This is a genomic window from Peribacillus sp. NPDC101481, from assembly GCF_044767165.1.
Classification (GTDB): domain Bacteria; phylum Bacillota; class Bacilli; order Bacillales; family DSM-1321; genus Peribacillus.
In genome coordinates this window covers 453,462-466,611 of the sequence record NZ_JBIWNJ010000001.1, presented here as the reverse complement: position 1 = coordinate 466,611, position 13,150 = coordinate 453,462, and the positions used below count along the sequence as shown (strand labels likewise).

10 protein-coding genes are annotated in these 13,150 nt (G+C 39.3%); all 10 read left to right on the top strand.

The annotated features are described in order from the left end of the window. Positions 1 to 18: 18 nt before the first annotated feature. The 10 genes from ACIROD_RS02165 (at position 19) to ACIROD_RS02120 (ending at position 13,119) form a co-directional block, all read left to right on the top strand. Entirely contained in the window at positions 19 to 810 is a 792-nt protein-coding gene (locus tag ACIROD_RS02165) for an enoyl-CoA hydratase/isomerase family protein (protein ID WP_336060116.1), read from the top strand. Between the two features lie 118 nt (positions 811 to 928). Further along, on the top strand, positions 929 to 2,185 hold the full coding sequence (locus ACIROD_RS02160) for a benzoate/H(+) symporter BenE family transporter (RefSeq protein WP_402937498.1): 1,257 nt from the start codon (positions 929 to 931) through the stop codon (positions 2,183 to 2,185). A 519-nt stretch (positions 2,186 to 2,704) separates the two neighbouring features. After that, on the top strand, positions 2,705 to 3,292 hold the full coding sequence (locus ACIROD_RS02155; RefSeq protein ID WP_144553671.1) for a UbiX family flavin prenyltransferase: 588 nt from the start codon (positions 2,705 to 2,707) through the stop codon (positions 3,290 to 3,292). A gap of 81 nt (positions 3,293 to 3,373) precedes the next feature. Beyond that, positions 3,374 to 4,708 carry an MFS transporter gene (locus ACIROD_RS02150; protein ID WP_402937493.1) on the top strand — a complete coding sequence of 445 codons (1,335 nt, stop codon included), beginning with the start codon at positions 3,374 to 3,376 and terminating at the stop codon, positions 4,706 to 4,708. Positions 4,709 to 4,726: 18 nt separating this feature from the next. Continuing rightward, positions 4,727 to 6,184: an aldehyde dehydrogenase family protein gene (locus ACIROD_RS02145; protein ID WP_402937490.1), complete on the top strand. Its 1,458-nt coding sequence runs from the start codon at positions 4,727 to 4,729 to the stop codon at positions 6,182 to 6,184. 17 nt (positions 6,185 to 6,201) lie between these two features. Beyond that, entirely contained in the window at positions 6,202 to 7,353 is a 1,152-nt protein-coding gene (locus ACIROD_RS02140) for an iron-containing alcohol dehydrogenase (RefSeq protein WP_101225184.1), read from the top strand. A gap of 57 nt (positions 7,354 to 7,410) precedes the next feature. Continuing rightward, positions 7,411 to 8,259: a R2-like ligand-binding oxidase gene (locus ACIROD_RS02135; protein ID WP_402937486.1), complete on the top strand. Its 849-nt coding sequence runs from the start codon at positions 7,411 to 7,413 to the stop codon at positions 8,257 to 8,259. Between the two features lie 17 nt (positions 8,260 to 8,276). Continuing rightward, positions 8,277 to 9,674, top strand: a complete 1,398-nt coding sequence (locus ACIROD_RS02130) for a UbiD family decarboxylase (protein ID WP_402937484.1) — start codon at positions 8,277 to 8,279, stop codon at positions 9,672 to 9,674. A gap of 817 nt (positions 9,675 to 10,491) precedes the next feature. Next, positions 10,492 to 12,195: an AMP-binding protein gene (locus ACIROD_RS02125; protein WP_402937481.1), complete on the top strand. Its 1,704-nt coding sequence runs from the start codon at positions 10,492 to 10,494 to the stop codon at positions 12,193 to 12,195. Between the two features lie 156 nt (positions 12,196 to 12,351). Further along, the gene (locus tag ACIROD_RS02120; RefSeq protein WP_095395893.1) at positions 12,352 to 13,119 is read left to right on the top strand and encodes a response regulator transcription factor; all 768 of its coding nucleotides are present in this window, start codon (positions 12,352 to 12,354) and stop codon (positions 13,117 to 13,119) included. Positions 13,120 to 13,150: the final 31 nt, after the last annotated feature.

Here is a 13,150-nt window from a genome sequence, read left to right as displayed (position 1 = left end):
GAAAAGGGGAAATAACAAATGACTATAACAGAGCAAACGTATGACCATATTCGGGTAGAGAAAAATGCAGAAAAACAAACGGCAACAATCGTGTTTGATCGTCCAGAGAAAATGAATTATATCAGTATGCTCGGCAGAGAACAGCTGACAGAGATTTTTGATGGTTTGAATCAAGATGATGAAGTGCGTGTCATTATCCTCAAAGGAGCAGGAGATGTATGCTTCAGTGCAGGAGGAAGCATCCCGGAATTTATGGAGACCCATCAAGAAAAGCTTTCCCATTTAGCCGAAAACGTGGCTGCTCCTGAACGCTCTCCAAAACCTGTCATCGCTCAGCTGCAGGGATATACGTTCGGTGTAGGCCTAGAACTTGCGATGGCCTGTGATTTCAGGATTGCACGGGAAGATACCCTGCTTGCCCTTCCGGAAATGAACCTAGGAATGATTCCTGGTAGTGGAGGTACACAGAGAATTGCAAAGATTGTGGGCTTAACAAGAGCAAAGGACATGATCATGCGTGCCAGAAAAATCCCTGCAAATGAAGCATATCAATGGGGTCTATTAACACAAGTAGTGCCTAAAGGGGACCTTCAACAAACAGTGGATTCGTTAGTTGAGGAGCTTGTTCAATTTTCTCCGCTTGCTCAGCGTGTTGCAAAAGAAGTGTTGAACGCTTCTGAAGAAAGTCCGCTGGGAGTCGGATTGAAAATGGAAGGGAAAGCCTACGGCCTCCTTCGCACAACAGAAGACTTTAAAGAAGGCGTAGATGCGTTCGTAGAAAAGAGAAAACCAGTTTTTACAGGGAAGTAATAAAATGAGAGTCACCGGCAGCCTCTGCCGGTGATTCTCATTTTAGATCAAGAAAAGTCGCTTTAAATCATGTTTGATTCAGGGAAGTTAATAGAACGATATGGGAAGGATTGAAGGTATGCAGCTAAAAAAAGGTTCTGAAAACAAGAAAGGTTTATTAAGTCATTTAAATGTAAGAACGGTTAGTGCAGGAGCGCTGGCAGCAATTTTTGGCTGTACTGGCCCGTCGCTAATTATAATAAACGGAGCATCAAATGGCGAATTAACTCAAACACAAGTGATTTCTTGGTTATTTGCCATATATTTTTTTGGTGGGATATTAGGAATACTCATCTCCGTAAGAAATAAGCAGCCGATTGCTGGCGCTTATTCAATTCCAGGTGCAGTACTTGTTGTAGGTTCACTGTCAAACTATTCTTTAAATGAAGCTGCTGGTGCTTATTTGGCAGCAGGTCTCATTGTCTTTATGTTAGGGATAGCAGGGGTTATTGGTAAAGTTATGGACTGGATTCCGGTTCCAATTGTTATGTCGATGGTCGTTGGAACAATGATTAGTTTTGGGACTGAGATGATTGCATCCCTCGAAAAAGCACCAATAATTGCAGGTTCATCCATCCTCGTGTATCTTCTCTCATTCCGTTATATAAAAAAATTTCCACCTATTTTAATATCATTTGCTGTTGCTATCATTTTATCGGTTTGGATGGGAGAATTCCAAGTGAAAGATGTGAGTTCCGTTTTTGTCGTTCCTCAACTAGTGACTCCATCATTCAATATAGACGCGATTATTTCAATGGGCATCCCACTTGCACTTTTAGTAATTGGTGCTGAAAACGCCCAGGCTACAGGTGTGTTAAACACCCAAGGATATAAACCACCGGTTAACGAGATGACGATTTTAAGCGGAATTGGCGGGGTTATTACGTCTTTTTTTGGAGGTCATAATGCGAATATTGCGGGGTCAATGACAGCAATCTGCGCATCAAAAGAAGCTGGTCGAATGGAAGGGAGATATGCAGCAGTGGTTGTATGTGGTGTGTTATTTTCTACCTTTGGATTGTTTGCAGGTATAGTCATGCCTTTTGTAGCTGCAATGCCGAAAGTATTAATCAGCACTGTTGCAGGACTGGCAATGATGGGAGTGCTTTTAAGTTCATTACAGGAAGCGTTTTCTAAACCCCAATTCCAATTTGGTTCATTTTTTGCCCTTATCATTGCAATGTCAGGAGTCCATTTTTATGATATAAGCTCTCCATTCTGGGCGATATTGGGTGGTGTTGCTGTTTCTCTAATTATTGAAAAGCCTGATTTTAAAACCATCATTGTTCAACAAAGTAAAAAAAGTACAGATTCTAACGTTTCTCAAGGAGTTTGAAATAAATAATAAACATTCACCTCTAATAAAAGCCCTCTCGATTAAGAGAAGGGCTTTTGGCTTTTTACATTAAACAATCATAGTTGGTTATCCTTTTACTTCATTATTTTATTGGTACCGGCTTGGAATCAAGTACTATTACGCAGTTCACAAGGTGTGACAGTAAAATGAATGCTACTCAGATCTGTGTCGACGTTTAAAGAGGAAGAGCAAACGTTTTTTTGTTTATTTGAAATTTGCCATCCAGTAAGGTTCGAGCCTTACCCTAGTCTTCAAGAAATGCGGAACTGCAGGGGTTCCAGTTGTAACGTCATTCGTTCCAGTTGGATGGTTAATGGGTAGGAAAGAGTGAATTTTAAACAGTTTATTAATGGCATGAAACTTGCAAATATAAAAGGTGAATATTGAAAGTTGAAAGGGGGGGAACTTTGAAAAGCGTGCAGTTAACAAAAGTGGATTGATTACCCGCTTCAAAGTGCATGATCCAAAAAATCGTTTTCAAATGTAGGAGGAAACAGAGTGAAAAAAATTGTTATAGGTATATCAGGGGCAAGTGGATCCATTTACGGTATTAGATGTCTTGAGACATTAAACAAACTTCAAATTGAAAGTCATGTAATTATTAGTTCCTCTGCTGAAAAAACCATCGAATATGAAACAGAATACTCGGTGGAACAAGTAAAATCACTGTGCAGTTTTGTATATGACTCAAATGATATAGGTGCAAGCATCTCAAGTGGTTCCTTTCATGTTGACGGGATGATCATTGCTCCGTGTTCTATTAAAACTCTATCATCTATCGCAAACAGTTTTAATGATAATTTAATCACTAGAGCTGCTGATGTAACTTTGAAGGAACAAAGGAAGTTGGTTCTAATGGTCCGTGAAACACCATTGCATTTAGGGCATTTGCGGCTAATGCAATCAGCTGCAGAGAATGGTGCGGTAATCCTCCCTCCTGTTCCTAGTTTTTATCATAAGCCAACATCATTAGATGATATTGTTAATCAAAGTGTCGGAAAGGCGTTAGATCAGTTTGGTATTGATGCTCGACTGTTTGACAGGTGGTCGGGACTCAAGAAAGATGAAATAATAACCAATCTATAATCATTATCTTTTTAGGTATTAAAAACTATTTTCCGGTTTAACATGACTCAGAACATGATATGAAAAAATGGAGGTCCTCTAATGTCTAATGTAGTCGCTCATTCTGAACAAGAAAATGTAATCGTTAACAGACGTCAGGTTGTCTCTGCAATGACAGCATCACTATTAGGGTGGTCTTTTGATCTTTATGATCTTTTTCTTCTACTTTTTGTGGCTCCCACAATTAGTGTACTATTTTTCCCTACAACCAGCCCTACGCTTTCTTTAGCTGCTGTTTATGCTTCTTTTGGGGTAACGCTTTTGATGCGGCCTCTTGGGTCGGCAATATTTGGATCTTATGCAGATAAAAACGGGCGAAAGAAAGCAATGATTGTTTCTGTGGTAGGGGTTGGTGTTAGTACAGCTGCCTTTGGTCTTTTGCCTACTGTCCCGCAAATTGGTGTGACGGCTGCAATCCTTTTTTTAATTCTACGATTAGTTCAAGGGGTCTTTGTCGGCGGTGTCGTGGCATCTACACATACAATTGGAACAGAATCTGCGTCGCCTAAATGGCGCGGATTGATGTCTGGTCTTATAGGTGGGGGAGGAGCCGGGTTAGGAGCATTATTCGCTTCACTAACGTTTACCATCGTTTCTGCTTTTTTTCCTGGTGAAGCGTTTAATGAGTGGGGTTGGCGAGTCATGTTCTTTACAGGGATTTTAGGTGCAGTAGCTGGTCTACTTGTATTTAGAACACTTAACGAGTCTCCGCTTTGGGCACAATTACGTAAAGAAAATGAAGAAAAAGGGCAAGAGGATGTAATACCGCAGTCTCCTATTAAGACCCTATTTACAAAATATTTCCGAGTTATAGCTGTGAATCTAATGATTGTTATTGGTGGCGGTTCAGGTTATTACCTTACAGCTGGTTTTATTCCCACATTTCTAAAAGTAGTTAACAATGTATCTTCAGAAGTTTTATCAGGTGTTCTCATTGTCTCAAGTATTGTCACGATAATTTCGGCTTTACTGTTCGGACAACTTAGTGAAATTATTGGAAGAAAAAGGACCTTTTTAGTTATTGGATGTTTAAATATCGTCGGACTTCCATATTTTTATCTAGCATTAGCCGATTCTGTTACAACGACTTCGATTTATTTGAATACGATGGGTCTGGTGTTTTTAGGAAATGCTGCTTATGCACCTGTGTTAATTTTTCTTAATGAACGCTTTCCTACATCAATACGGTCTACGGGTACAGGACTGTCATGGAATATGGGATTTGCAATTGGCGGTATGATGCCAACTTTCGTAACATTAGCAAGCGGTTCGATTGAAAATATCCCGTACACACTTATGTATTTTGTGATTGTGATTTTTCTTGTCTACATTATTGGAAGCCTCATCGTTCCAGAAACAAAAGGCAATCTCAAATAGAAACTAGGAGGGTAAATAGTGATTACAAAATTAGAGATTACTAGAAATTATATTAATGGCGATTGGCAAGAAGCCAAAACTGGGGAAACGATGACATCCGTAAATCCTGCTACAGGTGAGATCGTTGGAGAGTCACAGAAATCGGGATTAGAAGATATTAAATTGGCAATTAAATTGGCGAAGGCAGCATTTCATACATCCGACTGGCGTTCAAATTCTTCGCGACGTTCTGATGCTTTAATGCAATGGGCTTATAAATTGAAGGAAAATAGAGAAGAAATTGCTAGAATTTTAACCATAGAGAACGGAAAGCCGATAAAGGAGTCTCGTATAGAATTGGACGCCTGTATTGATACGTTAAAATATTTTGCAGGTATGGCTCGAAGTATATTCGGTAGGTCGATAAATCTTTCCCCCACGTCATATGGCATCATTGACAAAGAGCCGATTGGAGTAGTGGGGATTATTTCACCTTGGAACTGGCCGGCTATGCTAATGATTCGAGAGGTTGCTCCAGCCCTTGCTGCAGGAAACGCAGTGGTTTTAAAACCGGCAAGTCGGACCCCACTTATCAGCACTGCCATTGTCAAATTAATTGAGGATAATAGCGACTTTCCACCAGGAATTGTGAATATCGTGTCTGGTCCGGGAAAGGTTATTGGAGATGAAATGACTACAAATCCCGATGTTAATGCCATCAGCTTTACAGGTGACACGACTACTGGCAAAAACTTAATGAAAAAAGCAGCAGAAAAGGTGAAGAAACTTGCTCTTGAACTGGGGGGGAAATCTCCTAATATAATATTTCCTGATGCAAACCTAAACAAAGCGATTCAAGCCGTTGCAAAATCAGCCTTTATTACTGCCGGCCAAATGTGTTTTGCTGGATCAAGAGTGATTGTTCATGAGTCGATTCATGAAGAAGTGGTGGAAGGATTGCGTAAACAGGCTGAAAAATTGAAAGTTGGTAACGGGTTAAATGAAACAACCGATATGGGACCTGTCATCTCGGAAGAACAGCTTAATAAAATTTTGGAATATTGCGAGATTGGAAGACAAGATGCAAAACTTATTACGGGTGGTAATAGGTTGACCGGTGGAGATTACGATAAAGGATATTATATTGAGCCAACCATTTTTGATCAGGTGCCAATTGAATCAAGAATAGCACAAGAAGAGATTTTTGGGCCCGTGCTGGCCATACAAGTTTTTAGGGACGAGAAAGAAGCGATCTCACTTGCTAATGGAACAATTTTCGGTTTAGCTGCTGGCGTTTGGACAAAGGATGTCAACAGAGCTGTGAGAATTGCGAAAAAGGTGGAGGCCGGAACGGTTTGGATTAATACCTATAACAAAAATTACCCACAGGCAGAATTTGGGGGTTATAAAGAGAGCGGAATTGGGCGTACAAGGGGAATTGAAGGATTAATGGAATATACCGAAACAAAACATATTAATATCGAAATAGAAGAATAGGGGGGAATCTATCTATTATGTATCGATCATTTGAGTTTCATCTTCCCACAAAGATTTATTTTGGATATAACAAAATAAACGAACTTAACAATATACCTTTTAAAGTAAAACGTGCCTTTATCGTTACTGATAACGGTGTCTTAAAATCAGGGTTAATCGAAAATGTAACCAAAATCTTAGAGGACAATCACATTTCTTATGTGATTTATGATGATGTGGAACCGGATCCGAGCGTTGAAACCGTTGACAAAGCAGCTCACGGGTTTCAACAGGAAGAATGCGATGCTTTAATCGCCATTGGCGGGGGCAGTCCGATCGATACAGCCAAAGGTGTTCGTGTAATAGCTGGAAATGGAGGGAGTATTCGTGATTATACTGGAGTAAATCTTATCAAGCAATCATCCAATATTCCTCTCATTGCAATCCCTACGACATCCGGCACCGGAAGTGAAGTGACCATGTTTGCTGTTTTTTCGGATTGGGAGGAGAATCGAAAAGTTACGGTAACGAGCCCATTCATCGCACCGGATATAAGTATAGTGGACCCTAAAATGACGATGACTGCACCAACGAAAATTACAGCAGCCTCAGGATTTGATGCCTTTGCACATGGGGCAGAGTCATTTGTGTCACGGATATCCCAGCCTGCCAGTGACGCACTTGCATTATCAGCCATGCGAACTGTTAGCAAATACCTTCGTCGGGCCGTATTTAATGGAAATGATGTAGAGGCAAGGATCAAAATGGCAGAAGCTAGTCTCTTGGCCGGTATGGCATTCAATCAATCATTTCTCGGATTGACACATGCCATTGGTAGTGCGTTAAGCGGATATGCCTATGTTAGTCACGGAGTGGCAATAGGTCTGCTTTTACCGGAGGTTATCCGCCGTAATTCGATATCCCTGGTCGATAAGCATGTTGAAATGGCGAGCGTTTTTCGAGTAACTGATCCATCGTTACCTGGTTGGAAGATTACAGATCAATTAATAGAAGATGTGACTAAATTACGAAACGATATCGGGCTTCCACAGAAATTGCAGCAGGTGGGGGTTAAAGAAGAGCACCTTAAGGGGATCGCACACGACTCCGTGAAAAGTGGAATGTGGAAATTTAATCCTTGGCTAGCAACAGAAGAAGAGATTTTGGATCTACTGAAAGAACTGTTTTAAAGTTGGATTTTTTTATTAAAGACTATTAATTCTATTATAAAATTGGAGGTAATTGTAATGACAGAAAATATCGATAAAACTGAAGAGCTAATCCCTAGTATTGATAAGACGACGGATGAAGTGGCGTGGGACTTATATCGAAAAGCGATTCGTTTTGGGACTTGGGATCCTGCTGCTATCGATCTTAGCCAGGATAAAAGGGATTTTGAAGCGCTTGATGAAGACCTTAAAGGATATCTTATTCATTTTTGTACAGGATTTCTCGATGCTGAAGAAAATGTTGCCTTAAAGTTTTGTCCCTGGATCATGTTAGGCTCCTCTACAGAACAACAGGCATTCCTTAGTACTCAATTGCTCGAGGAATTTAAACATACTGAGTTTTTTATGCGCTATTTTAAAGAAGTAATTGGTCGTGAGCGAATTCCTTCAGTGAAAAATATGGTTCAGCAGAAACTTGATAATCGTGTAAAAGTAATGCTGAATTCTCTTGAACAAGGAGAAGAGGAACGTGAGGCTGCACTTGTAGAAGGGTTAACCCATTACCAAGGAATAATAGAAGGTGTTCAAGCGATGACTGGATATGATGTGTTTCGAGGTGTATACGGAAGTAAGGGCCTATTGCCTGGTTTGAGTGAAGGATTTGCCCGAATCAAGGAAGACGAAGGACGGCATGTAGGCTTTGGACTTCGTATGCTAAAGCTGTTTGCCCGTAAACCAGAACATGCCAAGAGAATTCGTGCGTTATACGAAGAATACCTTCCTCTTATCTTGGTTCGATATGATCAACCTGTCATTGTAGATGGTAGGGAATACCCAACTCCACCTGAAGTTCGAGGCCGTGAAAGAGTGTCTAAAATGTTAGAACGCAGACTAAAGGATATATTAGGAACTTCAGTTGCTATATAAGGAGGAGATCTTTTTTTATGAAAGCTAAGACATTTCGCACCTGGATTGAGCATCTGCAAGCAACTCATCGGTTGGCGGTAATTGACCGAAAAGTTAGCTTACAGTATGAAATCGCAAAAATAGCTAAGAAATTAGATGGCAAAAAAGCAACATACTTTACTAGTGTAGAAGATTATCAGGTTCCGGTTGTATCAGGAATTTGTTCAACACGTGAAGATTTTGCAGAGGCGTTGGAAACAGACCAATATGGCGTTATTTCAAAATTTACCGAAGCAGTTGCATCTCCCGTTCCTTGTCGAGCACTAAACAAACAACAAGCGCCAATTAAAGAAAATATTATTCTGGATAATATCGATTTGATGAAGATGTTACCAATTCCGGTACACCATGAGAAAGATTCAGGTAATTACATCACCGCTGGATTGTTTATTGTTAGGGATCCAGTTACTCGGAAGCAGAACGTTTCAATTCATCGTCTCCAAATTTCTGGGAAAAATAAGATAGGAGCCTTAATTTTGCCTCGCCATACTTTTCATTTGTATAAGCAGGCTGAAGAGGCGGGGAGACCACTGGAGTGTGCGATAGTCATTGGGGTCGATCCGGTGACGTTACTGGCGTCACAAGCAAGTACTCCGTTCGGGGTAGATGAACTGGAAATCTCAAGCGCCCTTCGGGGGGAACCGTTGGAAGTCGTTCGTTGTGAGACGGTGGATATCGATGTACCGGCATACGCGGAAATAGTGTTAGAAGGAAAAATTCTTCCACATGTTCGAGAGCCTGAAGGCCCTTTTGGAGAATTCCCAAAATACTATGGACCACGCAGTGATAAAGAGGTGATTGAGATTACGGCTGTCACTCACCGTAACAACCCGATTTTTTATACCATTGTCCCTGCGGGTTACGAACATCTTTTGCTTGGTGGCATCCCTCGTGAGGCAAGTCTCTTCCAGAGCATTCGACAGACCGTTCCATCCGTAAAAGCGGTTCATATGAGCCCTGGTGGTACATGTCGGTATCATGCCATTGTTTCCATTAATAAAAGAAATGAGGGTGAAGCCAAAAATGCAATTTTAGCAGCACTTGCTAACAGTTTTGATATTAAGCATGTCGTCGTAACGGATGAAGAGGTTGATATTTTTAATATGGAAGAGGTGGAATGGGCAATCGCAACCCGCTTTCAAGCAGACAGGGACTTAGTGGTAGTTCATGAAGCACAAAGTTCGAAGCTTGACCCGTCAACACGCGATGGAGTGGGCTCGAAGGTGGGATTTGACTGTACAATCCCCTTAGACAGTGAAGAAATGCAATACTTGAGAGTTCAAATTCCCGGCTACAATGAATGTAATCTAGATGATTACATAAATCCTGATAAATTGATTCAATCAGTTCATCTTGAAGGAGATATAGACTTCTAAAAAATATGAAAAAATTGTGGCTGACTCAAAAGGCTTAGTGCTAGACCTTTTGGTGTCAGCCTTTTCAACATGGGTAATCAAAAAAACAACTCGCTCATTTCCTACAAGTTATCATTCATAATCTCCTCTATTCAAAGTGATTGTAAGCAAACCTGTACACAAAGTATGAGTCAAACTTTTGAATTCATGTTGAACAGTATGCCTTTGATTCACTGGGTAAAAAAGACCTGCAAAGTCTCTTGAAAAATAAATGGCTTCATGCTTTATTTTTTTCCTTTAAAACCACTATCAAAACAACTAAACTACCTTTTCCAGATGGGGTTATAAGGAATTGGAAGCCTAGGTTTTTTTATAAATGAACCTTGGCTTGTTTTTTGCAGTTATAATAGATTCAATATAGGTACATTGTTAGTACTAGAAAATATTGATATGAGGAAAGTGTAATATTGAATACAAAAAGTAAGTTATCGATTATTATGTCTATTAATAAATTTAAACATGCATTCTTCATTTTAAAATCATTTTTTGAAACATCACTCTTCTATCATATGTTATTTTAGTAAAGTAAAATAAAGCGTGGGGTATTCATGATGGAAGGTATAGGGAGTTTAAAATTGTCAGCAGAAATTGAACAGTCTAGGGAGTAGATTCAGAGGTGTTTAAAATATGCATCATGGGGTGCAAAAAAATAGAGCTTGTTAAAGTAAATAGAAAATATGTATTAAGCTGATATTTCTATAGTTGTGTAGCAGTGAAGGGTGACTGCTCGATTGTAAACCTATATCTTATCGAATAATCGTAATGGGTGTGGGGGGCCTTGGAATCAACTGACTCAAGGATAATACCCGCAACAGCCTCCATGCTAAAAAACCACAACTGGCCTTTCTTAGAATTAAAAAACGAATCAAAAAGTGATTTAGATAAGATAAGCATAACTCAAGGGGAAAAGGAGAGATGTAAAATGAATTTAGGTACATTATTCGATTTTGCAGTTGGGCGCTACCCAAACCATATCGCTTTAGTTCAAGACCAAAAACGCTATACTTATGTCCAATTACAACAGGAAATAGAAAAAATTGCAGCCTCTTTGCAGCGTCTAGGCATTCAGAAGCAGGATCGTGTTGTAGTCATCTTAAAGAACCGAGTTGAAAATGTAATCATTTATTGGGCATTACAAAAACTTGGTGCGATCTATACGCCGCTTAATGACCGATTATCCACTAAAGAGGTCGAGTATTGTGTAAACGATGCTGAAGCGAAAGCTGTCGTCTATGAATCAGCCAGTCAAAATGCCGTATTAGGATCGAACTTTTCTGAAAGGCCAATTTTGATAGGTGATGAGAATTATATTGGTGTAGATATTTCTTATCCTGAACTAGTAGACCGAAGCCCAGGTAGCTATCAAAAGCCTACTTTAGATGAAAATGATATTTCGATCATGTTATACACGTCAGGAACAACAGGACGTCCAAAGGGAGTACCACGTACCCATAGGAATGAATATGCCTCAGCGATGGCACATATCGTCCAAAACCAGTACCACTTGTGGGAAAGTACACTAGGAGTAATGCCGCTATATTATACAATGGGCGTTCGTTCACTGCTTACCATGGCGCTATTAAATGGAAAAATTGTTATTTTGCCAGACTTTGATTCTGGAGATGCTCTTGAGATTATTTACAGAGAAAGAATCTCTTCCCTTTATTTAATCCCTACGCTTTATCATGATATGCTAACACATCCAGACTTCAATAAATATGACCTATCCAAGCTTGAAAAAGTTGGATATGCAGGTGCTGCAATGACCACTTCATTAGTAAATCAATGTGTGAAGTTACTTAAACCAAAGGTATTTGTAAATCATTACGGCAGTACAGAAGTATATACGTTTTCTATTTGTCCTAATGTATCTGAAAAGCCAGGCAGTGTAGGTAAACCAGGTATTCACCAAAATCTTCGTGTTGTAAAGGCAGATCCCGACGGTCGTTCTACTCCCGAAGATATAGTTGGGAAAGAAGAAATTGGTGAAATAATTTCAAATTTAGATTCCGATGAAGCATTTAAGGGGTATTGGAATCGCCCGGATGCTACTGTTAAAGCGATGCGCAATGGTTGGTATTTTACAGGAGATATTGGTTTTCTTGATGAAGACGGCGATTTATTCGTTGTTGGTAGGCTTGACGATATGATTATCTCTGAGGGAGAAAATATTCATCCATTAGAAATTGAAGATTGTCTGTCACAACATCCAAACGTTTTGGAAGCTATCGTTATTGGAGAGCAGGATGATCGATTGGGACAAATTGTATCCGCCTATATTGTCTCTAAAAACGAAACGGTAACAGCACAAGAGTTAGATGAGTTTTGTAAAAGGTATCCTAACATGTCGAACTATAAAAGACCAAGAAAGTATACATTTGTTAAGGAAATGCCAAAAAGCCCCGTTGGGAAAATCCTACGCCGAAAATTACGTGAGGGTGATTTTGAGGCACTACAAAATCAAAGCGATTCTGTAGGCTGATATAAAATAAATCTCTCCGCTGAGAGTGTTGAAAAGATGTATTTTCTAACTCTAGTGAAAGTGGTTAAATTTTTATAACTCTCATCTTAAAAAATTAAAACTAATTATTTCTGAATATTTTTATAATAAATTTACATAGAAGTAAAGAGGTGTCCTATGGCAGAGCTGCTAATTGTTGATACAGACCAAAGCTGTATAAGCAATATTCGTCATATTGTTGAAAATAGCGACTATAACTTTCTTCGTATTTATGAAGCTAATAACGCACAACGGGCTATGATGATGCTTAAACAATCCCGTCCAAGTGCGCTTATAATGGATGTTTCACTTCCGAACATGGATGGCATAGATTTTGGGAAAAACGTACTACTTATCTATCCAGACTTACCCATCATTGCAATTACAGGGTTAAAAATGTTTGAAATCGTCCAATCAGCCATTAATGCGGGTTTTTCAGCTTATTTATTGAAACCGCTTACTAAAAACCAGCTATTAAACATATTCGATCGTGTTTTAAAACCAATAATTAAAATGGAAATAAGTCAGACGGTTAAAAATGAAGGTGAATTCGAATTAGATTTAAGAAAACCGATTCAAAGTGCCGTACAATACATTCAGTTACATTACAATGAATGTCTTACTCTTAAAAATATTGCTGATAGGGTTTATTTAAGCCCATCCTACTTTAGTAAATCCTTTAAGGAAGAAATAGGGATGACATTTGTAGAATACTTATCTTGGATTCGTGTTCAGAAGGCAAAAAATATGTTAAGAATGATTTCACTACCAATTGATGTTATTGCTAATAACACCGGTTTTGCAAATTCCAGTTACTTTGCAACAACATTCAAGAAAATAGAAGGAAAAACTCCAACTCAGTATCGAGAGCATTTTTTCTGGGAAAGAAAAAAAGATATCAATTGAAAAAAATATTTTTTCACTTTGGGAGGGGTGG

Excerpts from the sequence above, each read along its gene's own strand:
- ACIROD_RS02160 (WP_402937498.1), top strand. The coding sequence starts at position 929 with ATGCAGCTAAAAAAAGGTTCTGAAAACAAGAAAGGTTTATTAAGTCAT.
- ACIROD_RS02140 (WP_101225184.1), top strand. The coding sequence starts at position 6,202 with ATGTATCGATCATTTGAGTTTCATCTTCCCACAAAGATTTATTTTGGA.
- ACIROD_RS02135 (WP_402937486.1), top strand. The coding sequence starts at position 7,411 with ATGACAGAAAATATCGATAAAACTGAAGAGCTAATCCCTAGTATTGAT.
- ACIROD_RS02150 (WP_402937493.1), top strand. The coding sequence starts at position 3,374 with ATGTCTAATGTAGTCGCTCATTCTGAACAAGAAAATGTAATCGTTAAC.
- ACIROD_RS02120 (WP_095395893.1), top strand. The coding sequence starts at position 12,352 with ATGGCAGAGCTGCTAATTGTTGATACAGACCAAAGCTGTATAAGCAAT.
- ACIROD_RS02130 (WP_402937484.1), top strand. The coding sequence starts at position 8,277 with ATGAAAGCTAAGACATTTCGCACCTGGATTGAGCATCTGCAAGCAACT.
- ACIROD_RS02165 (WP_336060116.1), top strand. The coding sequence starts at position 19 with ATGACTATAACAGAGCAAACGTATGACCATATTCGGGTAGAGAAAAAT.